The organism is Parapedobacter luteus, from assembly GCF_900168055.1.
Lineage (GTDB): Bacteria > Bacteroidota > Bacteroidia > Sphingobacteriales > Sphingobacteriaceae > Parapedobacter > Parapedobacter luteus.
The window spans coordinates 1-23,630 of sequence record NZ_FUYS01000007.1; the positions used below are offsets into that span (position 1 = coordinate 1).

Annotated in this window: 22 protein-coding genes and 1 tRNA gene; 10 read left to right on the forward strand and 13 right to left on the reverse strand. The window is 47.1% G+C overall.

Translation table 11 applies throughout. The features are described 5' to 3' along the window. The 3 genes from B5X72_RS13780 to rfbB form a co-directional block, all read left to right on the forward strand. Positions 1-441 (forward strand): GDP-mannose 4,6-dehydratase (locus B5X72_RS13780; protein WP_139378693.1); only part of this gene is annotated, 441 nt, incomplete at its 5' end. Further along, complete coding sequence (gene galE / locus B5X72_RS13785; RefSeq protein WP_079717507.1) at positions 442-1,473, forward strand: UDP-glucose 4-epimerase GalE; 1,032 nt, start codon at positions 442-444, stop codon at positions 1,471-1,473. A 58-nt stretch (positions 1,474-1,531) separates the two neighbouring features. Then, positions 1,532-2,584 (forward strand): dTDP-glucose 4,6-dehydratase, encoded by a 1,053-nt coding sequence (rfbB, locus tag B5X72_RS13790; protein WP_079717508.1) that lies wholly within the window; start codon positions 1,532-1,534, stop codon positions 2,582-2,584. Here rfbB and B5X72_RS13795 read toward each other — a convergent pair. The 3 genes from B5X72_RS13795 to B5X72_RS13805 form a co-directional block, all read right to left on the reverse strand. Beyond that, positions 2,581-3,291 (reverse strand): hypothetical protein, encoded by a 711-nt coding sequence (locus tag B5X72_RS13795; protein WP_079717509.1) that lies wholly within the window; start codon positions 3,289-3,291, stop codon positions 2,581-2,583. The two genes, rfbB and B5X72_RS13795, sit on opposite strands and share 4 nt — an antisense overlap. 73 nt (positions 3,292-3,364) lie before the next feature. Further along, positions 3,365-3,742 (reverse strand): hypothetical protein, encoded by a 378-nt coding sequence (locus tag B5X72_RS13800; protein ID WP_079717510.1) that lies wholly within the window; start codon positions 3,740-3,742, stop codon positions 3,365-3,367. A 296-nt stretch (positions 3,743-4,038) separates the two neighbouring features. Beyond that, entirely contained in the window at positions 4,039-4,419 is a 381-nt protein-coding gene (locus tag B5X72_RS13805; RefSeq protein WP_079717511.1) for a DUF6249 domain-containing protein, read from the reverse strand. Positions 4,420-4,531: 112 nt separating this feature from the next. Here B5X72_RS13805 and B5X72_RS13810 point away from each other — a divergent pair, with 112 nt between their 5' ends. From B5X72_RS13810 to mfd, 3 genes are all read left to right on the forward strand, one after another. Next, positions 4,532-5,083: an RNA polymerase sigma factor gene (locus tag B5X72_RS13810; protein WP_079717512.1), complete on the forward strand. Its 552-nt coding sequence runs from the start codon at positions 4,532-4,534 to the stop codon at positions 5,081-5,083. 9 nt (positions 5,084-5,092) lie between these two features. Continuing rightward, a complete protein-coding gene (locus B5X72_RS13815; protein WP_079717513.1) occupies positions 5,093-5,500 on the forward strand; it encodes a hypothetical protein in 408 nt (135 codons plus the stop codon). A gap of 85 nt (positions 5,501-5,585) precedes the next feature. Then, a complete protein-coding gene (gene mfd, locus B5X72_RS13820) occupies positions 5,586-8,918 on the forward strand; it encodes a transcription-repair coupling factor (protein WP_079717674.1) in 3,333 nt (1,110 codons plus the stop codon). Positions 8,919-8,990: 72 nt separating this feature from the next. Here mfd and B5X72_RS13825 read toward each other — a convergent pair whose 3' ends face one another. After that, positions 8,991-9,737: a rhomboid family intramembrane serine protease gene (locus B5X72_RS13825; protein ID WP_079717514.1), complete on the reverse strand. Its 747-nt coding sequence runs from the start codon at positions 9,735-9,737 to the stop codon at positions 8,991-8,993. A 194-nt stretch (positions 9,738-9,931) separates the two neighbouring features. Between B5X72_RS13825 and B5X72_RS13830 the strand changes: the two genes are divergently transcribed. Continuing rightward, on the forward strand, positions 9,932-10,249 hold the full coding sequence (locus tag B5X72_RS13830; protein ID WP_139378694.1) for an HPF/RaiA family ribosome-associated protein: 318 nt from the start codon (positions 9,932-9,934) through the stop codon (positions 10,247-10,249). A 320-nt stretch (positions 10,250-10,569) separates the two neighbouring features. Next, positions 10,570-12,204, forward strand: a complete 1,635-nt coding sequence (locus B5X72_RS13835; protein WP_079717516.1) for an NADP-dependent glyceraldehyde-3-phosphate dehydrogenase — start codon at positions 10,570-10,572, stop codon at positions 12,202-12,204. Here B5X72_RS13835 and B5X72_RS13840 read toward each other — a convergent pair. The 6 genes from B5X72_RS13840 to B5X72_RS13870 form a co-directional block, all read right to left on the reverse strand. Then, entirely contained in the window at positions 12,201-13,145 is a 945-nt protein-coding gene (locus B5X72_RS13840; RefSeq protein WP_139378695.1) for an SMP-30/gluconolactonase/LRE family protein, read from the reverse strand. The genes B5X72_RS13835 and B5X72_RS13840 overlap by 4 nt on opposite strands. Before the next feature lie 233 nt (positions 13,146-13,378). Further along, the gene (locus B5X72_RS13845; protein ID WP_139378696.1) at positions 13,379-14,230 is read right to left on the reverse strand and encodes a hypothetical protein; all 852 of its coding nucleotides are present in this window, start codon (positions 14,228-14,230) and stop codon (positions 13,379-13,381) included. Positions 14,231-14,934: 704 nt separating this feature from the next. Further along, positions 14,935-15,011, reverse strand: a tRNA-Asp gene (locus B5X72_RS13855). 66 nt (positions 15,012-15,077) lie between these two features. Continuing rightward, positions 15,078-16,151 (reverse strand): peptide chain release factor 1, encoded by a 1,074-nt coding sequence (gene prfA / locus B5X72_RS13860; RefSeq protein ID WP_079717520.1) that lies wholly within the window; start codon positions 16,149-16,151, stop codon positions 15,078-15,080. A gap of 152 nt (positions 16,152-16,303) precedes the next feature. After that, positions 16,304-16,633, reverse strand: a complete 330-nt coding sequence (locus tag B5X72_RS13865) for a DMT family transporter (RefSeq protein ID WP_079717521.1) — start codon at positions 16,631-16,633, stop codon at positions 16,304-16,306. A 9-nt stretch (positions 16,634-16,642) separates the two neighbouring features. Next, positions 16,643-17,401 (reverse strand): UDP-2,3-diacylglucosamine diphosphatase, encoded by a 759-nt coding sequence (locus B5X72_RS13870; protein ID WP_079717522.1) that lies wholly within the window; start codon positions 17,399-17,401, stop codon positions 16,643-16,645. A 151-nt stretch (positions 17,402-17,552) separates the two neighbouring features. On the opposite strand from B5X72_RS13870, the gene B5X72_RS13875 reads away from it, so the two are divergent. Together B5X72_RS13875 and B5X72_RS13880 are read left to right on the forward strand one after the other, a co-directional pair. Further along, positions 17,553-19,694, forward strand: coding sequence for a prolyl oligopeptidase family serine peptidase (locus B5X72_RS13875; RefSeq protein WP_079717675.1), 2,142 nt, complete (start codon positions 17,553-17,555; stop codon positions 19,692-19,694). A 42-nt stretch (positions 19,695-19,736) separates the two neighbouring features. Beyond that, positions 19,737-20,018 (forward strand): GNAT family N-acetyltransferase, encoded by a 282-nt coding sequence (locus B5X72_RS13880; RefSeq protein ID WP_079717523.1) that lies wholly within the window; start codon positions 19,737-19,739, stop codon positions 20,016-20,018. A gap of 28 nt (positions 20,019-20,046) precedes the next feature. Here B5X72_RS13880 and B5X72_RS13885 read toward each other — a convergent pair whose 3' ends face one another. Genes B5X72_RS13885 through B5X72_RS13895 form a run of 3 tightly spaced genes read right to left on the reverse strand, consistent with a single transcriptional unit; the run spans position 20,047 to position 23,625 of the window. After that, on the reverse strand, positions 20,047-21,513 hold the full coding sequence (locus tag B5X72_RS13885; protein WP_139378697.1) for a M20/M25/M40 family metallo-hydrolase: 1,467 nt from the start codon (positions 21,511-21,513) through the stop codon (positions 20,047-20,049). Between the two features lie 58 nt (positions 21,514-21,571). After that, complete coding sequence (locus tag B5X72_RS13890; protein WP_079717524.1) at positions 21,572-22,651, reverse strand: TerC family protein; 1,080 nt, start codon at positions 22,649-22,651, stop codon at positions 21,572-21,574. Positions 22,652-22,653: 2 nt separating this feature from the next. After that, on the reverse strand, positions 22,654-23,625 hold the full coding sequence (locus B5X72_RS13895) for a polyprenyl synthetase family protein (RefSeq protein ID WP_079717525.1): 972 nt from the start codon (positions 23,623-23,625) through the stop codon (positions 22,654-22,656). Between the last annotated feature and the right edge of the window lie 5 nt (positions 23,626-23,630).

The following is a 23,630-nucleotide window of genomic DNA, read 5'->3' on the forward strand; positions in this document are numbered from 1 at the left end:
CGGATGCGGCTCAATGACGGCCGGGTACTGCCGGCCTTCATCGGGCAGGCGCTGCGCGGGGAAGACCTCACCGTCTTCGGTGACGGCTCACAGACCCGTTCATTCTGCTACGTGGACGACCAGGTGGAGGGCATCTACCGCCTGCTGCACAGTGATTACCCCTATCCGGTAAACATCGGTAACCCGGATGAAATCACCATCAAACAGTTCGGCGAGGAAATCATCAAGCTGACGGGCACTTCCCAGAAGCTGGTGTACAGGGAGCTGCCGGTAGACGACCCCAAGCAGCGGCGGCCGGATATCACCAAGGCCAGGGAGCTGCTGGGTTGGGAACCCAAGGTAGGCCGTGAGGAGGGGCTACGCATCACGTATGCGTATTTCAAATCCTTGCCAGACAAGGAAATCGAGCACAAAGACTTCACCTACTATAACAAACGATAAATGGCTGAAATATTAGTAACAGGGGGTACAGGCTATATTGGATCCCATACCGTAGTCGAGTTGCAGCAGGCGGGCTATACACCCGTGATCATCGACAATCTATCCAATTCGGACATCGGCGTATTGGAACAAATCCGTAAAATTACCGGCATCAAACCGGAGTTTCATCAGTTCGACCTTTGTGACGAGGCGGCAGTCAGGCAGTTCATTGCCGATCATCCCAGCATCACGGGGATTATTCATTTCGCCGCATATAAGGCCGTAGGAGAGTCTGTACGCGAGCCACTGAAATATTATCACAATAACTTTTTTTCGCTTATCAACCTGTTGAATGCCTATCAGGGCAAGCCTGTGAATTTCGTGTTTTCGTCCAGCTGTACAGTGTATGGTCAGCCCGATAAGTTGCCTGTCACGGAGGCAGCCCCCGTGAAACGGGCAGAATCCCCCTATGGGAATACGAAGCAGATCGCTGAAGAAATATTGGCTGAGACCGCTGCGGCCCTCAACAACTATAACATAATATCCCTCCGGTATTTCAATCCGGTGGGTGCCCATGAAAGTGCGCTTATTGGTGAGTTACCACTGGGCGTGCCGCAGAACCTGGTGCCATTCATTACACAGAGCGCCATCGGCAAGCGGGGCCCCATCACGGTATTCGGAAATGACTATAACACGCCGGATGGATCAGCCATCCGTGATTACATCCATGTGGTCGATCTGGCTAAAGCACATGTAGCAGCCATCAGGTTACTCGAAAAAGGCAATCCGAACGGCAACTACGATGTCTTTAATATCGGTACCGGCAGGGGCAATTCCGTGCTGGAAGTTATCAAGGCATTTGAGGGATCTACGGGTGTGAAGCTTAACTATCAGATAGGTCCCCGTCGTGCTGGCGACGTAGAACAGGTATGGGGCGATGTATCCAAATCGGCCACCGAATTGGGGTGGAAAGCGGAGCTGGGTATCGAAGAAATGATGCGTTCGGCATGGAAATGGGAGCAGTATTTGAAGGATAACCCCCTAAAGGATTAATTTTGCAAGGTGAAATAATTCAGGTAAGCTTCTTGCGCCTGAAAAATGTATGTCATAAATGAAGAAAATCATCATAACAGGTGGCGCCGGCTTCATCGGATCGCATGTGGTGCGCCGATTCGTAACGACTTATCCGGACTACCAAATCATCAATCTCGATAACCTCACGTATGCCGGTAATCTGGCCAATCTTCGCGATGTAGAAGATCGACCAAATTACCGGTTTGTCAAAGGGGATATCACCGATGCACAATTTATCGATGGTTTGTTTACCGCAGAACAACCGGATGCTGTCATCCACCTCGCGGCTGAATCGCATGTAGACCGCTCGATAAGCAACCCGATAGACTTTGTATTGACCAACGTGGTGGGCACAGTCGTGCTATTGAATGCTGCCCGGAAACATTGGCAGGGCGCTTACCCTGCGCATCGGTTTTACCATGTATCTACAGATGAGGTATACGGAGCTTTAGGCGATACCGGTATGTTCACGGAGGAGACCAAATACGATCCGCATTCCCCTTATTCGGCCTCCAAGGCTTCTTCGGATCATTTTGTACGCGCCTATCACGATACTTATGGTATTGATACCGTCATTTCTAACTGCTCTAACAATTATGGGTCGCATCATTTTCCGGAAAAGCTTATCCCGTTGGCAATCAATAATATCAAGGGCAACAAGCCCGTGCCGGTATATGGTAAGGGAGAGAATGTGCGCGATTGGCTGTGGGTGGAAGATCATGCTCGTGCAATTGATGTGATTTTTCACAAGGCGGCATCGGGAGAGACCTATAATATTGGCGGGCACAACGAATGGAAAAACATAGACCTCATTCGATTGCTTTGCAATATTATGGATCGCAAATTGGGGCGGGCAGCAGGTGAATCAGCCAAGTTGATTACCTTCGTGAAAGACCGTGCCGGCCATGACCTTCGCTATGCGATCGACGCAACAAAGCTGAAGCGGGATCTCGGTTGGGAACCTAGTTTGCAGTTTGAAGAAGGGCTGGAAAAAACAGTCGATTGGTATTTAGCCAATGAAGAGTGGTTGCAAGACGTTACCTCTGGGCACTATCAGCAATACTACGAAGAGCAATACACAAGCCGTTAACGCGATGGGATAATTCCGTTGCTGATGAGTAGGTTGGCGTCGACCTGCTTGTCTATCCGGATGTAACCCGGATAATTGATTTGTTTATTGCCTAATGCAAGCGTGGGTTTGATACTGAAGGTTAAGTTGATTTTTTCATCCGTTGCCCCGCTTTGTGCACGTTGGATAAATGAAAGCAGCTTATCCAGTGTCTGCTTGTCTGAAAGGAATTTATACACATTGGTCTGCAATTTTACCGGTACGGTGATTGTTTCCCCTGGGCGTATTGCTATCGGTAAATCCGAAGTGCCGTCAAGCACTTCCTTATCTTCGATCGCTATTTTATAGGCAAATTGGTTGATTCCGGCGAGGTTACTCGTCGGGTTGGTGATTTGGATATTCAGTATGCCCGAAAGTGGAACATCTCGGTTTAAGAACCCCAACGCTACACCGGGAAGGCGGCTTACATCTACCCGACCATTTGCAACAAACTTATTGATGTCCGTACCAGCCAAAAATACACTATCAGCAGATACAAACTCATAACGGCATTTTTCCAAGGCCTTCAATGCTTTGGCTTGTTTATCCAGCGTGCATGACGCGGTAAGAAACAATATGCCGATAATCATTAGCGAAGCCTTAATGATGCGGTTGGGCCAATCGGCTTTTACTGTCCAGCCATTTGTCCGTATTGTCTTGTCTTGTTTACGCAATGTCACGCTTTCCATACAATTTCCTATGCGTTTGCAAAATAGTAAAAAAGGAGCGATCTTTATCTATGATCGCCCCTTTTTACTAAAATTACCGGCTGCAATCCGCGGTCCAAGTGCCGCGGTCGTTCGTTACCAGCATGTTGAGTGAACTTGCTGTAATGGTAATGCCCGTGAGTCCGTCTCCAATACTGACATAGGTATTGTTATCGCCACTTTCGAAGCGCACACCGGTAAGATCCGGTATACCGCTACCGAAGACAAAGGTATAAGAATCACCGACTTTTGTTACCGTTACACGGCCATCTTCATCAGCGATGGTCCGCTCGTTGTCGTTGAAGGTTATTGTACCTTCGTAGGTGCCTACAAACAGGTCCCTATCAGCAGGATCAGTATCCTTGTCACATGAAACTAAAAACATCAAGGCAGCTATTACCAATCCTCCAAACATGATCATTTGATTTTTCATCTGTATAACCTTTCTTTTTTGTTTTACAGGAAAAAAGGCAAAGCTCATGCCACAGGGCCAGACTGCTCCCCGACTGCTGTTAGACTGCTGCGCGGCGCAGGGCTATCTAAGTGCCGTGGGCTGGCTGTCAGCTCGCTGTTTTGCGCGCCCTTACCGCAAGCCGACCGCAGGCTGATAGCCAACTGACTCCTCCGTGCTGCGGTGCGTTGTAGCTTCAGGTAGTCGGCGGTCAAACCGTGAAAGACGTATGAAAGTTTCGAAAAACAAATCGCACGGCTCAGCCTGCTTTTAAGCGGTCAAAAATCACGCTCGGTACTGGAGTGTTCAGTGTGTGTCTGCCTGATTCGTTTTCCATTCACGATAAAGAAATAAATCAGGAAGCCCAGTGCAATAAACGTACCTTCGATGCCATAGGGCAGGGGCGAATCGTATTCGTACGGCACATATTCGAGCACGATAAGTCCAATGCCCGCAAACAGCAGGATAAGCCCCCACTTCAGCGAACTTGCCTTATTGTCTGCTCTGCTGGAAAACAGCCCTTTGATGAATCGCTCGTCGGTGAGGCCTGAGGCGACAATACGCGAGCGCAGACGATATTTTAATATCGTTTCGATTATGTATGCGACAGTGAAGAATACGATTCCTGTCAACAGGATTGGTACAAGATGGACATTCATGTCAATTAAATTTTAATGTTGCCCGTGTGACGATTCGTAACCGAAGAAAGTTGCAATTATTTTAATTTTCTTTTTTTGAAACCTGTGGTTATCCGATATCGTCTAACGGGCAATGATGTATTCGGACCACGAACTGATTGCGAAAATTAATGCAGGGAACCTGCATGCATTCAGGTTGCTGGTTAGTATGAATGAGCGATTGGTGTTGAGCATGGTACGGCGGGTGATCAAGGACGAGGAAAACGTGAAAGACGTCTGTCAAGAGGTATTTATTAAGGTGTATAAAAATCTCAAACACTTCAAGCAGGAAAGCAAGCTTTCTACTTGGATTGCTCGGATTGCTTATCACACCAGCTTGGATTACCTTAAAAGTGCAAGGCATAGGGAGTCGCTCATTGACCGTACCGAAGACTACCGCGACACGCTCGCAAGCACAGCGCATCCCGGACAGACCTTGGATCAAAAAGAAATGCGTACTTTTATTTTGAAAATGATTGACCAGCTGCCGGAAAATTATCGGCTAGTGGTTAATCTTTTCCACATCGATGATTATTCTTATCAGGAAATTGTAGAAATCACGGGCTTGTCAGAAGGTACGATAAAGAGCCACTTGTTCCGGGCGAGGAAATTGCTAAAGGACAAATTGGCTTACCTGGTAAAATAGGAGAAGCTTATGAAATTGACAAATGAACAATTGAGCAAACTGCTACGAGAACAAGCCGGAGCCGAACAACGGCCGCTCACCGCAACAGATATTGATGCTTACACACAGCTCTTCGAATCGCTTGCTCAGGAAGCACTAGCGGCAAACCAGGAACAGCCCGTCGGGCTGTTGGATGAGGTGATGGCAGAAATCGTTCTGCTACAGGAAAAAAAGGATCGTCGTACGGATGCGCTTAACCTTATTTTGGGCGTCGGCTGTGGATTGATAGCGATAGCCGTGTTTTATTACGTGGTGGACTTGCCGCGGTTTAAAGCCGCCTTGCTTTGGTTGTGGGCTTATTTGCCAATCATTGGATTTGCAATCCTTGCGGTATGCGCCATCCAGTTTGCAGATCGGAAGTGGGTATGGAAAAGGTGATAGGGCTTCCCGGTATGTGCCCTTCGATGACATTTTTCAGTTTAATATCGCCAATTTTTTCCGTACCTTTGCCCCGTTTTTAGACGTGGGTATAGGTGACATTTTAGCGAGGTATCAGCAAAGCGACAATATACGCGCTTTAGCGAAGGCATTGCACGGCAAAAACCCGAGAATCCGGCTGCGCGGACTAATCGGGTCAGCAGATGCGATGGTAGCGGTGGCATGTTATCAGCTGCAGGAGCGCCCCATGGTTTTTGTGTTGCCCAACCACGAAGACGCTTCTTACTTTCTGAGTGATTTGGAAGGTTTGCTGGATAGACAAGTGTTATTTTTCCCAGCATCTTATCGCAAAGCCTTTGACTTCACGCAGACTGACAGTGCGCACGTCTTGCAGCGTGCCGAAACACTCAGCACGCTTAATCATACGACCGAACTGCCCAAAATGGTGGTCACCTATCCCGAGGCATTGGCCGAGAAGGTGATCAACCGGAAGGATTTGGAAAAGAATACGCTTGAAATCACCCAAAGTAGCAACCTGGATATCGAATTTATAAACGAATTTTTGCAGGAGTATGAGTTTGAGCGTGTAGACTTCGTATACGAGCCGGGGCAGTATGCCATCCGGGGTGGCATTGTGGATATCTTTTCGTTCTCCAATGATCTGCCCTACCGCATCGAGTTTTTCGGCAATGATATAGAAAGCATCCGCACATTTGATGTGGAGAGCCAGCTTTCGGTGAGCAAGATACATACCGTGACGATTGTGCCGAACGTCCAGGCCAAGTTCCTCACCGAGGGAAATATCTCGTTACTGGAATACATCTCGGCAGATTCAGCAATCTGGTTTGAAGATGTGCAGTTCACACTGGATGTGATGGCCAAAGGCTATAAGCGTGCAGGCGAGTTGTGGAAGGCTCTCCCTGATGCAGACAAACAGCAAAATCCGGAGTGGATAGACCCACGGTACAGTTTCATCGACGAGAAGAACCTCGCGGCTATGCTGCACGACTTTGCGGTGGTGGAGTTTGGTAAGCAGTTTTTTTACCAGCCAACCGAAACTATTGCGTTTGATCAGCGGCCGCAGCCGTCCTTTAATAAAGACTTCAGCTTGCTCATCCATAACTTTAAGGAAAACGAGAAAGCGCAGATCCAAAACTGTATTTTTGCCGACTCACCCAAACAAATTGAACGCCTACTGGCCATCTTGGAGGACTTGGATAAGTCGGTGACATTTACGCCTATCAATACGGCGTTGAGGGAAGGATTTTTGGATGTCGAGCTGGGGATTGCTTGTTATACGGACCACCAAGTATTTGACCGCTATTATAAATACAAGCGAAAAAAAGGATATGAGCGATCGCAGGCAATTACACTCAAAGAGTTGCGTGAGCTAAAACCGGGTGATTATATCACTCATATCGATCATGGCATCGGCAAATATGCGGGGTTGGAAAAAGTCGAGGTCAATGGAAAGATGCAGGAGATGATTCGACTGGTGTATGCCGACAATGACCTGCTGTATGTCAATATCAACTCGCTGAACCGTATTTCCAAATATACAGGCAAGGAAGGGACAGTGCCCAAAATGAACAAATTGGGGACTGATACGTGGGACAAGCTCAAGAAAACCACTAAAAAAAAAGTTAAGGACATCGCGCGGGATCTAATTAAGCTTTACGCCCAGCGCAAGGCACAGACCGGCAACGCCTTTAGCCCTGATACCTACTTGCAGACCGAGTTGGAAGCGTCTTTTATCTATGAAGATACGCCCGACCAAGAGAAGGCAACGGCAGATGTGAAGCGTGACATGGAATCGCCCCACCCGATGGATCGATTAGTGTGTGGTGATGTGGGCTTCGGCAAGACGGAGGTCGCCATTAGAGCAGCATTTAAAGCCGTAGCGGATAGCAAACAGGTGGCGGTACTCGTACCGACGACGATTTTGGCTATGCAGCATTACCGTACATTTTCCGAGCGGCTTAAGGGCTTTCCGTGCACGATTGACTATATCAACCGGTTTAAGACTACCAAAGAGATCAAGGAAACTTTGGCCCGGCTGGCCGATGGTAAACTGGATATTATCATCGGTACGCATCGCTTGGTGAGCAAGGATGTCAAATTTAAGGATCTCGGCTTAATGATCGTGGACGAAGAACAAAAGTTCGGGGTAGGCGTCAAGGAGAAGCTCAAGAAACTTCGTGCCAATGTGGATGCGCTCACACTCACCGCAACACCGATACCGCGTACATTGCATTTTTCGCTGATGGGCGCACGCGACCTGAGTATCATCAATACGCCGCCGCCCAATAGACAACCGGTGCAAACTGAGCTGCACGTTTTTAATGAGACCTTGATACAGGAAGTCGTTTCTTATGAAATTGAACGCGGTGGGCAAGTATTTTTCATCCACAACCGCGTGGCTGACCTGCCGCAGTTGGGCAATCTTATCAAGAAACTGGTGCCTGATGCCCGTGTAGGCGTGGCTCACGGGCAGCTGGAAGGCGATGCCCTGGAAGATGTAATGCTCAAATTTATCAATCACAACTACGACGTGCTGGTAGCTACTACCATCATTGAGGCCGGGCTGGATATCCCCAACGCCAATACGATCATCATCAACCATGCCCATATGTTTGGCTTAAGCGATTTGCACCAGATGCGTGGCCGTGTAGGGCGTACCAATAAGAAAGCGTTTTGTTACCTGCTGAGCCCGCCGCTTTCCACGCTTACTTCGGAGGCATATAAGCGACTCAGTGCGATTGAGGAGTTTTCCGAGTTGGGCAGTGGCTTCAACGTAGCCATGCGCGACCTCGATATCCGAGGCAGTGGCAACCTGCTGGGGGCTGAACAAAGTGGGTTCATCGCCGAAATTGGGTTTGAAATGTATCATAAGATATTGGATGAGGCAATACAGGAGTTGAAAGATGACGAGTTTTCGGATTTGTTCGATGACGTAAAGCCGCGCGAGTTCGTGCCGTTTACTCAAATTGATACCGATCTGGAGGTGCTTATTCCGGATGAGTATGTGACCAATGTCGCCGAGCGCTATAATCTGTACAACGAAATTGCTAAATTGGAAAACGAGCAGCAGCTCGATGCATTCAAGCAGTCGCTTCGGGACCGTTTTGGACCAGTACCACGCCAAGTGGAAGAATTGCTCAATACCTTGCGCCTCCAATGGTTGGGCCGGGAAATTGGATTGGAGAAAATCTCCTACAAAAACAATTTGCTGCGGGGTTACTTTGCTACCAATCCCGGCTATTTCGAAAGTGACCGCTTTGGTAAGGTGCTCCAGTTCGTGCAGCAAAACCCTACTATTTGCAACCTGAAAGAAGTAAAGGGCGCTCTCCGCATTGCCTTTGAGCATGTGCCTGATATAAATCACGCCATCGATATTTTGAGGGACATGGCAGCTTAAACGGAACTGTCGCCGTCACGTTGGTAATAGCGAGTATGACCACTGTCTCTGGGGGCTATGTGCCGGCGTAGTTCAGGCACGAGCATAAGTAATGCGCTTCCTGAACCGATTGACCAACAATAATCCCGCGATGAAACCGCCGATATGAGCGGCATAGGCTACGCCTCCGGCTTGCTCACCGCCTAAAGCGCCGAGGCCATTGCTGACCTGAAACAAAAACCATAAGCCAATCGCTACAATAGCTGGGACAGAAAAGACCAGGAAAAACATCCAAATGGTGATGCGTTTACGAGGAAAAAGTACCATATAACCCGCAAGGACGGCCGAGATTGCCCCTGACGCACCTAAACATGGGGTCAATAGATTCTGACCAAAAAACAGGGTGGTGAATACATGGCTTAGGCCGCTCAGAATACCGCATAACAAATAGAAAATCAAGTACCTGAAATGGCCAAGTCTATCCTCTACATTGTCTCCACATATCCAAAGGTAGAGCATGTTTCCGGCCAAATGCCCTATACCCCCATGCATAAACATGGCTGTAATGAGTGTCAAAAATACCGGTATATCGGTGCGTTGCAATCCGGGCATTTCAAAAGACGTGCCCGAAATCGGGTCAACGACGAGCTGGCTTTCCGTAACAATGTCTTTTCCTGTCAATATCTCTGCAGGGATAGTGGCATAGGAAAACGTGAACTGGATATTATAACCGAAACCTTGGAAAAAGACAAAAACAAAAATGTTTATGCCAATCAGTAAATAATTGATGAAGGGGAATGATCTCCGGTCGTGATTTTCGTCTCCTATGGGCAGTAGCATATAAAATGTCTAACAGGACGAAGATAAAGATTGTTTGTTTACGATATGCGATGGTGCTCATTTTTAATGAACTTTCGCGCATCAACGTTTGGGTGTTGATCTGAAGAAGGGTTTTGGTTGACTTTTTGACGTTATCATGAAAAATGGTGACATCGATTAAAATTCTTATTTGTATTATCGCAAAAAAACAAGTTATGACTATACAAGTTAATTCTGACAAAAACATCGAGGTAAGCGAAAGTTTTATCAGCAAGATTACGACGAGTTTGAATGATTCGCTATCACATTTTGCCGAATTTGTTACCCGTCTTGAAGTCTTTCTGGCTGATGAAAATAGCGGCAAACAGGGGAGTAACGACAAACGTTGTACGATAGAAGTGCGCATCAAGGGCTTGAACCCTGAAGCCGTAACGGCGACGGCAGACAACATTGATGTGGCGTTTAAACAGGCATCAGATAAAGTGATTCAGCTCTTAAGGACGCGTACGGATAAAATGAAGAGTCACTCGTAGCCCAGGTTGGTGCTTCTTCCCGATAGGGAGCCTCGGTGGTATTAATCATCAGGAAGAAGCTATACACGTACCCCTAGGGGAATATCGAAGTAATGGATTTCCTGTCAATACCCTTGGTCAGCCCGGCCGTTGGCATGGGTATTTGAGCTGTGAAGAGCCCGGTATACGAACGTTGTTCAGTTGAAGACCCACCCAAAAGCGATAGCATAGCGACCGGCGACAAATGTCCGTTAGACAAAACAGTACCGCCGGACGAATAAATTCTTTAAATTTGAATATGTCGTTTAAATAGCGGGTTCTTTTAACTGATTCATAAAACTATGGAACAACAACACGTCACTGGGGGTACGCTGTCTGGAATATTCAAAGATGAAAACAACATACCGGAAGCATACATTGTCCCTGAAATTCATCAGCGGGAATATTTATTAAATGGAAAGCTAGTGCCTTGGGACGGTGCTGTTACGAATATTTATTCTCCGATATGTATTCCTACTTCGAATGGACTTGAACGGAAATTATTGGGTAGTGTACCGGATACTAGTCCAAAGGAAGCTTTAGAAGCGCTGGACGCCGCTTTTGCCGCGTATGATAACGGGCTTGGTCAATGGCCGACGATGTCAGTGGAAGGGCGGATTCAATGCATGCAGCAATTCGTCTACCTTATGGTACAGCAACGTGACGTGGTCGTCAAACTGTTGATGTGGGAAATCGGAAAAACACTACCAGATGCAGCCAAGGAATTTGATCGTACGGTTGATTACATAAACGATACGATTGACGCATTGAAAGATCTGGACCGGGAGTCGTCACGCTTTCAACAAGCTGAGGGTACCATTGCCCAGATAAGACGGGCTCCGTTGGGGGTGGTGTTAAGCATGGGGCCGTTCAATTACCCACTGAACGAAATATTTACAACGCTTATACCGGCGCTTATCATGGGCAACACCATACTCTTTAAGTTGCCTAAGCACGGTGTTTTAGCCCATTATCCACTACTTAAGGCGTTTAAGGAAGCGTTTCCAAAAGGAACGGTGAACACGTTGTACGGCAAGGGCTCCGAAATTATTCGACCAATCATGGAAAGTGGCAAGGTCAGTGTGCTGGCCTTCATCGGATCAAGCAAGGTGGCCAACGGACTTAAAAAATTGCATCCAAAAGTAAACCGCCTACGTGCGATATTGAGTCTCGATGCAAAAAATGCTGCAATTGTGACTAGACATGCAGACATCGATGTAGCGGTAAGCGAATGCATATTAGGTGCACTTTCCTTCAACGGGCAACGTTGCACTGCACTGAAACTAATATTTGTTCAGAAAGAAATAGCAGCCAAGTTTGTCGAAAAGCTGAATGCCGCTGTGTCAGCGCTGAAGCCGGGATTGCCATGGGAGAAAGATGTGAAAATCACTCCCCTTCCTGAACCGAACAAACCGGCTTATCTCCGTGGGTGTATTGACGATGCGTTGGCTAAAGGTGCTCACGTAGTTAATGAAAACGGTGGGTATACCCAGGCCTCCTTTGTATTTCCCGCCGTGGTGTATCCCGTCAATGAAAAGATGAGACTATATCATGAAGAACAATTTGGCCCTGTGATTCCCGTAGTGCCTTTTGATGGCATCGAAGAACCTATCAAATACCAGGTAAATGCTTCGCACGGTATGCAGGTAAGCATATTCAGCGAAGATCCGGTTGAAGTGGCCAAACTCATCGATTCTTTTGTAAACCTTGTCAGCCGCGTGAACATCAACTGTCAGGCGCAGCGGGGACCCGACGTCTTTCCGTTTACAGGCAGGAAAGACAGTGCGGAAGGTACGCTATCGGTATTTGATGCCTTGCGGTCATTCTCGATACGTTCATTGGTAGCGACTAAAGTAACGGAGCCTAATAAACAACTGTTTAATGCCATTGTCCGGGAACATAACTCCAACTTTTTGAGTACGGATTATATTTTTTAGGGTTTCAGTTTGATCCGTAGGACGTACATGTCGTTGGTCACGTAGACGGTTTTTTCATCGGCAGATAAGGCCACATTGGATGCTGCTTCATCTAATTTTATTTTTCCGAGTACTTTTCCCGCTGAGTTGAATATCCATATGCCCCCGGGACCGCTCGCAAATACGGTCCCGTTTTTATTAATCTTCAGCCCGTCGGGAAGGCCTTTCAATCCATCCCGTTCATCAGTAGCACTATAAAATAAAGTGGGCGATGCCAATATATTATCTTCAGCATCAAGTACATACCAGTTGGCCGCATTGGGGTCGGAACAAGCGACCAGCAATTTTTTTTGATCGGGAAAAAACGCGATTCCGTTCGGCCTTGTGATGCTATCGGCCAATAGGATCACTTCACCATTCGGCTTTACTTTGTATACGCCGTTAAAGGGAATTTCTTTAGCTGGGTCGTCGTCATTTTGCGCTAGCAGTCCATAAGGAGGGTCAGTAAAAAACAGTTCGCCAACATGGTTATATACCGCATCGTTCGGACTGTTGAAGCGCTTGCCGTTGTAGGTGTCGGCCAACGTTGTAAACGTAGCTTCGGGCTGGTCTAGTCTTGCGTTCATTCTGGCCATCCGCCGATCGCCGTGTTGGCAAAGAACAAGGTTCCCTTCGTTATCCAGCAGTAAGCCGTTGCTGCCCGGCTCTTTGCGCTGACTGGGCTTCGACCCGGTATAGCCGCTGGGCCGCAAGTAAACTTCCGTGCCGTTTTCTTCCGTCCATTTATAAACCGTGTTGGTTGGCACGTCTGAAAACAACAGCATTTGCTCGCTTTCTACCCACAGTGGCCCTTCGCTCCAATCGAAGCCTTCCGCAATGATTTCAGCCTTTGCATCGGTGTCAATGATGGTATCCAATGCTGGGTCAACGCGTTCGATATGACCGGTGGTTTTGTATTTCATTCGTTCGGATTGTTTTGCATTGTTACAAGCCATTGCTATGGCTAAAACAGTCAAGATAAGAATCGGTTTCATCTTTTATTTAATTGTGTCGCCCCTCCGATGTATACGACTAGCTCAACAAAGGTAAGCAGTAAAACGTTAAGTAGGTAGAAACCAATGCCAATTGGCATGCAGCATGTAACATATCGGCGAACGCACGACCGCCGGAGATAAAAAAAAATACGATGGAGATTTTAACCTTCTTCTGTATCTTCGGTTTCGACTATCATTTTGCAATCGGAACAGGTGCATTCAACTGCCCCGGTTCCGGGATAATACCTTTCCCTGCAATCACAGCTTCCGGTACAATCGATTATGGTTGTATCCATAGCCGCCATTTCCACCCCGTTAGCACTGATTCCGTCCACTAAGGCCCTCACAACCATAAACGTGGACTCGATACCGTTGCTCCCTTCATAGGTGAAGGTCTGGATATCCACTTTTTCGTCCTTGAAATAGTCAACTTTTGTAACTGCAATTTTGTCGGACGGGGTACCAAAAGTATTTAGGAAGCTTTTTTTCGCCAAATCCTCGATGTTCCGGAATCCCTTGCTTAAGGTTTCATTTTCTGATTCCGTTATGGCCGCGGTGGTCACATGCATTTCACATGCAGTGCAGCTGCATTGGGACCAAGAATCATCGCCGTCACTCAAATCTAAGTCAATTTCCCCTTCAATCCGGCACCTATCACTTGTACATTGCCCCCTGCATGAAATTCCGGTCGATTGGTTGGTAACGAGGTTATCCCTGATTGCGATTTCCTTGGTATCACCATCATCAAGTTTGTAGGAGACCAAGTAAAACCTTGCATCAGCCGATTCGTAAAATTTCACTTCCTCGATTTGGGAAACCTTAGCTGATAGTTTGTCTTGGTCTAAATGGGTTTGGACTTTGTTGAGCAACCCCCTGTCATCAACCAAGAGGAAGTTGCTTGAAAGTTCGTTCAGGGAGATGATGTTGCCATCATCGGTTTGGTCACCTTCTTTGCTGCAAGCCAAACATGCAAGCATTGCGGCAATTGAGTAAATTAAGATTCGGTTTTCCATATACTATGTTTTTATGGGTTAATGGTAATTGTCTCACTGCCGGAATTTTTGGGCCACTTGTTACGTTAAATGCCAAGACTGCCGATAACAACAGTAAAGGTAACCAAAAAAAAAAAACACCAAGTGGTGACTTATTTGTAAAAATAAATTTTTTTTTATTTTTTTAGCTGCAATCCGCAGCGTTTATTAACTCCAAGTGAGGCAACATAATTCGACCGTCTTCCCCTGCATGGCCGTGGTCAATCAACAATTATATCAATATCGAAACAGGAGCGACGGAAAGAGCTTATGCAAAAGGCTTTTGGCGCTCCGAAACAATAAACTGTTTTGAAGAAAGTAGACTAATGTTTCCCGATTTGGGAACTAATGGCTGCCTTTGTATAGCATGAGGATATTTTCAGGAGTACGCTTGGCAACGGCATGCCATAGCGAGCAACCGTTAAAAGCATGGTATCAGGTGCGGAGTATGACAAAGATTGAAGCAACTAACCTATAAAGGATATGGAAATTAACCCCATCAAAACAGGGCAGGATTACCAAACCGCTATGCACGGTTGGAAGCCATCTTTGATGCAAAGCCGGGGACACCGAAAGGAGATGAATTGGAAGTGTTTGGGGGACTTATCGACATTGCTCCCTTTTTTGCTACCTATTTGCAAAACAAAAACGCAACCACTTGTTTTTCAAATGATTGCGTTTTAAACTGGCGGTCTGGACGGGACTCGAACCCGCGACCCCATGCGTGACAGGCATGTATTCTAACCAGCTGAACTACCAGACCTACTTCCCGTTTGGGACTGCAAATATAGCGTGTTTTCTCTATTTGCAAACATTTTTTTTAAAATAATTAGAGCGTTGCCCCCTCCTTCATTTTCTCTGCATTTTCTGCAAATTGAAGCGCATCAATAACCTCCTGAATATCACCATCCATGATGGCTGGAAGGTTGTACATCGTCAGCCCTATGCGGTGTTCGGTAACCCGACCCTGTGGAAAATTGTATGTCCGGATTTTTGCAGAACGGTCGCCGGTGGAGACCATGGTTTTGCGTTTAGCGGCAATATCGCCGTGTTTTTTCTGCACTTCAAGCTCATACAGTTTTGAACGCAGCATTTCCATGGCCAATTCACGGTTCGCCAGTTGCGAGCGCTCCACTTGGCAAACGACAACAATGCCCGTAGGTTTATGAGTGAGCTGTACCTTGGTTTCTACCTTATTTACATTCTGACCGCCTGCGCCGCCTGATCGAGATGTCTGCATCTCAATATCCGCTGGATTGATTTCTACATCCACTTCCTCCGCTTCAGGAAGTACAGCTACTGACGCGGCTGATGTGTGCACACGCCCTTGGGTTTCTGTATCCGGCACACGTTGTACCCGATGTACACCAGATTCATATTTTAGTTGTCCATAGACATCCTCGCCAGTTACTTTCAGGATCACCTCCTTGTAACCACCCGCAGTACCTTCGGTTACATCCATGACTTCTGCACGCCATCCTTTCTTTTCGAAATAGCGAGTATACATGCGGTAGAGGTCGCCGGCAAATAGCGCTGCTTCATCGCCCCCAGTACCACCGCGGATTTCAAGGATGGCATTTTTAGCGTCTTCCGGATCTTTCGGGATGAGCATCAAACGAATCTCTTCTTCCTTCGCCTCTTTTTGCTCCAAAAGAATATCCAGCTCTTCCTTAGCCATTTCGCGCAGCTCCTGGTCTTTCTCATTGGCAAGGATATCCTTATTGGTGTCGATGTTGCTGACCATATTCTTATAGATATGATACTGCTCTACGATTCTTCCCAAATCCTTGTATTCTTTATTGAGCTGAGCAAACCGTTTCATGTCGTTGATGGCTTCAGGACTGCTTAGTTCGCGCTCTACCTCTTCCCAACGATCTTTTATCGCTTTTAACTTTTCTAACATACGTAAAGTGTTTGGTGCTTGCGCTTCGCCTTAGCTCCTGCTTCACCCCAACAGTGCAACGAGGGCCGGGAAACGAAATCACAAAAATGTGTACAAAAGTACGCTTTTTTACCGGTTTTTTTAATGGATGAAAAATCGGCGGGATGCCAGACTTAATGCGGTGATACTGCCTTAAGCCCCACGATGGAACCGATAAGGGTAGTGATAAACACCAGTCGCCATAGTGTAGCTGGTTCTTTAAAGAATATGATTCCGACCAACACGGTGCCCACCGCTCCAATACCGGTCCACACGGCGTAGGCCGTGCCGAGCGGCAGCGTTTGGGTAGCCCGTATTAATAGGGCCATGCTTAAGGTAAGGCAAAGGGCAAAGCTGCCATACCACCAAACGGACTCCATGCCAGTTGTTGTCTTCGCTTTGCCGAGGCTTGCCGTAAAGCCCACTTCAAAAAGCCCGGCAATAATTAAGATGATCCAATTCATAATATACAATTATAGCGATGAGGTTAGCCATTTTTTTAATTCCAATCTTTCACCATCAAATACCGCATAGGTATTGTGGTTTATCCATTCGCCGAGGTTTACATACCTGCTGCCGTTGGGTAAGTCAACCTCTAAAGGCAGGTGGCGGTGGCCAAAGACAAAATAGTCGTAGTGCCGATTCGCAAGGATGGACTTGGCATATACAATCAACCACTCGTTGTCTTCCCCGAGAAATACTTCATCGGTTCCGGAAGCGGCACGGCTGTGGGCAGACCATCGCTGGGCGATACCTATTCCCAGATTGGGATGCAGCCGTGCAAAAAGCCATTGGCATGCTTTGCTTCTGAATATTCTCTTCAGTAGTTTGTACTTGTTATCGCCGGGACCTAATCCGTCGCCATGGTGCATGTAAAATGTTTTCCCTCCGCGCTCGATGATCAATTCGTTGTCAACGATGTCAGCGCCGATTTCATGTTTTAGATAACCAAACATCCACATATCGTGGTTGCCTTTGAAGAGTGTTACTTTGATACCCAGATCTGCCAGTTCGGCCAGCTTGCCCAAAAACCGGATGTAACCCTTGGGCACCACGGTAGCATATTCAAACCAGAAATCGAAAATATCGCCCATCAGGTAAAGTTCGGCTGCATCGGTTTTGATGGCGTCCAGCCAACGGACAATCCTGGATTCTCGTTCGCGCGTCGTCGAACGGGGATGAGCGCCTAGGTGGAAATCTGAAGCAAAATATATCTTGTCGCGTATCGCCATGTGCAGCCAAACATAGCTAAAAATGGATTCAAACGCAAAAAGATCAATCGCGGGCTTCCGTATGCCGGAATGCCGCCCGCTATTTGCAAATCAAGCACAATTTATCTACGTTTGTAGTAAAGGAATCCACGATGGATTTAAACCATTCCGTATGAACAAAAACGTCAACATCCTTGTGCTGGCCACACTGGTGACAGCCTGTCAAAACCAAAAGACCATTGATCCTGCCCCAGCGATTACATTACTACCCTATCCGGAGACTAGAAAAGGCGATGTGGTAACTAATCATTTTGGTGTCCCAGTGCCTGATCCGTACCGTTGGCTCGAAAATGATACTGCAGCCGATACGAAAACTTGGGTGGATGCAGAGAATGAAGTCACGAATAATTATCTCAAACAGATTCCCTACCGTGATGCAATTTATAAACGGTTGGAGAGACTATGGAACTATGAAAAATTCTCTGCACCGTTCAGGGAAGGGGATTATACTTATTTTTACAAAAACGACGGCTTGCAAAACCAAAGTGTTCTGTATCGCCAAAAAGGGGAAGACGGCGAAGTAGAGGTTTTCCTTGATCCCAATAAGTTTTCGACAGACGGCACAACTTCTTTAGCTGGTATCGCATTCAGCAAAGATGGAAGCTTGGTTGCTTACCAAATTTCGGAGGGCGGGTCCGATTGGACGAAGGTCGTAGCGATTCGGGCAGACGATAAAACCGTAATTGGCGACACCTTGGTCGATGTGAAGTTTAGCGGCCTTGCCTGGCGGGGTAATGAAGGATTCTACTACAGCAGCTACGACAAGCCGAAGGACGGAAGCACACTTTCTGGTATTACCGACCAGCATAAGCTGTATTTCCACCGGCTTAATACACCCCAAAACGAAGATATACTCATTTTTGGAGGATCCAGCACGCCACGACGTTATGTCGGCGGATACCTAACAGAGGATGAGCGGTTTCTCATTATTTCGGCAGCGAATACAACGAGTGGAGGGGAGTTGTATATTCAGGATCTATCCAAACCGGAAAGCCCAATAGTAAATGTGGTAGATAATTTCGAAAAAGACCATGCCGTTATCGATAATGACGGCAATAAGTTGTTTATTTACACTAATCTTAATGCGCCGAATGGGAAAATCGTCACGGTAAACGCGGAGGATCCCCGACCTGAAAAGTGGGTGGATTTGATTGCAGAAACGGATAACGTACTTAGCCCAAGGACCGGCGGTGGCAAGCTATTTGCACATTACCTCAAGGATGCCACATCTTTGGTGCAGCAATATGATCGGACCGGTAAGCTGGAGCGCACCATCGAATTGCCGGATGTGGGGTCGGTTGGCGGGTTTGGCGCTAAGGCGGAAGATAAGGAACTGTATTATTCGTTTACTTCTTACGTGTATCCGCCCACGATTTTTAAGTATGATATCGCATCGGGCAAATCGACATTATATAAAGCTTCGGGAGTGGATTTCGATCCAACCCAATATGAGTCCAAACAGGTGTTTTATACGTCCAAGGATGGAACCGAGGTGCCCATGATCATCACCCACAAAAAAGGGCTGGAATTGGATGGTAATAATCCAACCTTACTGTATGGATACGGTGGCTTCAACATCAGTCTTACGCCGTCATTCAGTACTTCAAACATTATTCTTCTCGAACAGGGTGGTGTATATGCCGTGGCCAACCTGAGGGGCGGTGGTGAGTATGGCGAGAAATGGCACCTTGCAGGCACTAAGCTCCAAAAGCAAAATGTATTTGATGATTTTATTGCGGCGGCCGAATACTTGATCAGCGAAAAATACACATCGCCGGAAAAACTTGGCATTGCAGGCGGTTCGAATGGCGGGCTGCTTGTGGGGGCTGCTATGACACAACGGCCTGAACTATTTAAGGTGGCTTTCCCTGCTGTGGGCGTGATGGACATGCTGCGTTATCACAAATTTACGGCAGGCGCAGGTTGGGCGTACGATTATGGTACGGCCGACGATAATGAGGAGATGTTCAGGTATCTCTATGCGTATTCACCTTACCACGCGCTAAGGGAAGGTACGGCCTATCCTGCTACGCTTGTTACTACGGCAGATCATGACGATCGTGTCGTGCCTGCTCATTCCTTTAAATTTGCGGCGCGCCTGCAAGCATACCATGCGGGATCAAATCCGGTATTGATCCGTATTGAAACCAAAGCAGGGCATGGGGCGGGCAAACCGACGGCCATGGTCATTGCCGAACAGGCAGACAAGTGGGCCTTTCTATTCCAGAATACTGGAACGCCTTATGTTGAGTGACATATGGGATGATGCTGGCAATGTATAAATATATATAACAACATGGAAATTCAACGGGACGATAACGGCAAAAAAGGCCTATTCAGGGCAATCATTGATGGCGAGGAAGTCGGTCTTATGACTTATACTTGGGCGGGCAGCAATAAGTTTATCATTGATCACACCGAGGTGAATCCTGACTTTTCAGGTAAAGGAGTAGGCAAGCAATTGGTGATGGCGGGCGTGTCTTTTGCACGGGAAAACGGTCTTCGCGTTATGCCGTTGTGTACTTACGCTAAACGTGTATTTGACAGGACGCCCGCGATAAGGGATATACTGTTTTAAGGCAGTAAGCTTAACGCTTACTGTTACTTCAGTCCCAGCGCCAGTCTCCTCCTAAACGTAACGCCTCTTCCAGGTTGTTGTCGACCATCAATTGCTTGACTTCAGCATCAGAAAGTCGCTTGACCGGGATTTCATTGGTATTGGCCAAACCATATACCAGCATACTGCAAAACCGCACCGTGTTTTTCATCTGCTGTTCGTTTACCAACTCAAAGACGTCACAATCCGCATGGTAGCAATTGAGTGCTTCGCGACTTAATGTGCTGCCGTCTGCCCCTCCTGTGGGAATGCCTTGCAACATAAACGGCTGGTGGTCGCTGTAAAGTCCAGCGGTAGCTGAAAACGTACCTTTAAACGTTGTGTCAATCCGAGCTGCGCTATGGCCGATTTCTTCAAATAGCGCCCTGTTTCCCTCAAGTGTTGCATAAAAGCCCTTTGGGTCGTTGGTCATGTCAAAATTGAGCATGAAACGGATTTGGTCGAGTGTGCCATTGCTCATAGCCTGTTGAACATAGGCCTTTGAGCCAAGTAGTCCCTGTTCCTCACCCATGAACAGCACAAATTCGATAGTGCGCTTCGGTTTGATACCCAAAGCCATAAACGTCCGCGCCATATCAAGTACCGAAAAAGCTCCTAAACCATTGTCTACCGCGCCTGGGGAGAGATCCCAGCTATCCAAATGGCCGCCCACTACGATTTTCTCATTGGGCAATTCGCTGCCGGTAATCCGGGCGATTACATTGCGGGCTTGCATCTTGCCTGCTTTATTCTTCATCTCGATGGTCGCCTCCTGCCGGCCTTCGGCAATGCGGGCTTTGAGCCTATTGCCCTCTTCAAGTCCAACGCATAGTGCGGGAATAGTCAGCAGGTCTCCGGTAATGGAGGCTGTCCCAGTGAGTAACGTGCCACCGGCCACACTATTAAATAGAATGATGCCCTTGGCTCCATATTTTATGGCAAGCGCAGCTTTGGCAGATCGGTGTAAATTTTTAGTGCCCTGGGGTGAATTGGGAAGCAAATGTAGTGCCGCAAGGACGATCTTTCCCTGAGCCCGCTCCGGATTGGCTGCATAGTCACTCTCCAATCCATTGCCCATATCCACCAGTTCGCCAGAGACCTGGGCGGACACAGGCGTGCTGGCCAATGCGACTGCTTTTACCGGTTGCAGATTTCCTGGCGACCCTACTCGCAGATCGAGACTTTCACGGGCCCAGCCGTTGATGGCGAATGGTTGAAAAGCCACCTCTTCAAATCCGTAGGCTTTAAGCAAGTCAAACACATATTGCTCGGCTTTGGCGCCATTGGGTGAGCCGGTGAGGCGGTGGCCGATTTGTTGTATCGACTCACCAAGACGGACATAAGCCTCGGAATGGCTCAACACTTCGGCATTAATCTGCCTGAATGCCGTTTCCAAGTCAGCCTGTTGCTGTGCAAATAAATTATGTCTGCTAAGCAGGCAGGTGAATAGCAGCAAGGTAAAGCTGCCTTTTTTCATTATATAACTGATACGCATGTGTTTGATTAGCTTTGACGCACGAATGTACGATTTTACTTTAAAACGCGTTTTTTCCAGCTTCATTTTTAGGGTGTTGCTTTTCTTTTTTAGGAAAAATAAGTGATGCGACCACGCTGACGGCTAATATCGAAATGATGATAATCAGTGAATGAGAAGTGGTGAAACCCCAGTCGTCAAGCCAGTGATGGAGCAGCATCTTCGCACCGATAAACACCAGGAGAAAGGAAAGCCCAGTTTTTAGGTAATGGAATTTGTGGATAATATTGACCAGCAGGAAAAACATGGAACGTAATCCCAGAATGGCAAAAATGTTGGAGAAAAAGACAATATAGGGATCTTTCGTGACGGCAAAAATAGCCGGAATGGAATCTACAGCAAATATCAAGTCGGTAAACTCGATGACCAATAGCACCAAAAAGAGTGGCGTGATGTATTTTTTTCCGTTTTCCCTGTGAAAGAACTTGCCGCCGACGAATGTAGGATACACGGAAAAATACCTAGAAGCAAATTTGACCACCTTGTGGTTTTTGGGATCAATTTCTTCCTCTTCGCTGCGATGTAAAAACATGTTAATTCCGGTGTAGACCAGGAAGAAGCCAAAAAGGTAAAGGATCCATCCAAACTGGCTAATCAACGCTGCCCCCAAAAAAATAAACAGGAAGCGCAGCACGATAGCACCAATGATGCCCCAAACCAATACCTTATGGTAATACTGTGCCGGCACCCCGAAAGAAGTAAAAATCAATACCATGACAAAGATGTTGTCTACTGATAAGGCGTATTCTACCACGTATCCGGTGATGTACTCGAGCGCAAGGTTCTTATTATACAACGCAAGGCTGGCTTCAAAATCACCTGGTATCAACCGGATATTATGGAGGTGTCGTTTTGTTATCTCCGTTAACCGATCGAAATCTTGGATATCATGGAGTTCGTAGCCCCATATCCGTAAAACCACGTAGAAGCCGAGGGCAAAGGTCACCCATATCGCACTCATTATCGCAGCTTGTCTAAAGCTCACCGGTTTATTACTTTTACTGAAGAGGCCCAGGTCTATGGCCAGCATTAGTATGATAAAAAGTAGAAAACCTCCAAAGAACAGGATTTCGTGACTCATGGTTATTTATTTCGTTCAGTTGTGTATCTTACAAGTTGCTCCAACCCGTCTCGATATGGACTGGACGGGAACTGGGCGAGGATGTCAAAGGCTTCCTGTTGATAGGTCAGCATTTGCGAAGTAGCATATTCCATGCCGCCATTGGCTTTGACAAAGGCGATCACTTCGTTCACCTTTTGATGATCTTCGTTGTGATTTTTTACTAAATTGATGATATAACGCTTTTCAGACTTGCTTACTTGTTTCAATGCATAAATCAACGGTAGGGTGATCTTTTTTTCTTTAATATCATTTCCCAACGGCTTTCCTACGTCATCAATCCCAAAGTCAAAAAGGTCATCCTTGATTTGGAAGGCTATGCCTACCTTTTCGCCGAACAAGTGCATTTTATTGACGGTTGAACCATCGGAACCTGCCGACGCCGCGCCGCATGCACAGCATGAAGCAATCAGGGAGGCGGTCTTTTGCCGGATAACCTCGAAATACACGGGTTCTTCTATATCCATGCGTCTGGCTTTTTCAATCTGGAGCAGTTCGCCTTCGCTCATTTGTTCAACGGCATGGGTAACGATTTCGAGCAATTTAAAATCGCTGTTGCGGATAGAGAGCGACAGTCCTTTGGCCAGCAAAAAGTCACCCACGAGCACGGCAATCTTGTTTTTCCACAATGCGTTTACTGAGAAAAAACCCCGCCGTACATTGGCATTATCCACTACGTCGTCATGCACCAGCGTTGCGGTATGCAAAAGCTCAACCAACGCAGCTCCCCGGTGTGTGGCGTCGTTGATGGCCCCGCAGAGCCCTGCCGAAAAAAAGACAAACATGGGGCGCATTTGTTTGCCTTTTCGTTTGACAATATAATGCGTGATACGATCGAGCAAAGGAACCGAACTGCGCATCGATTCTTTGAATTTGTCCTCGAAAATTGCCAATTCGGCGGCAATGGGTTTCTGTATTTCGCTTAGTTTGAGCATGTAAA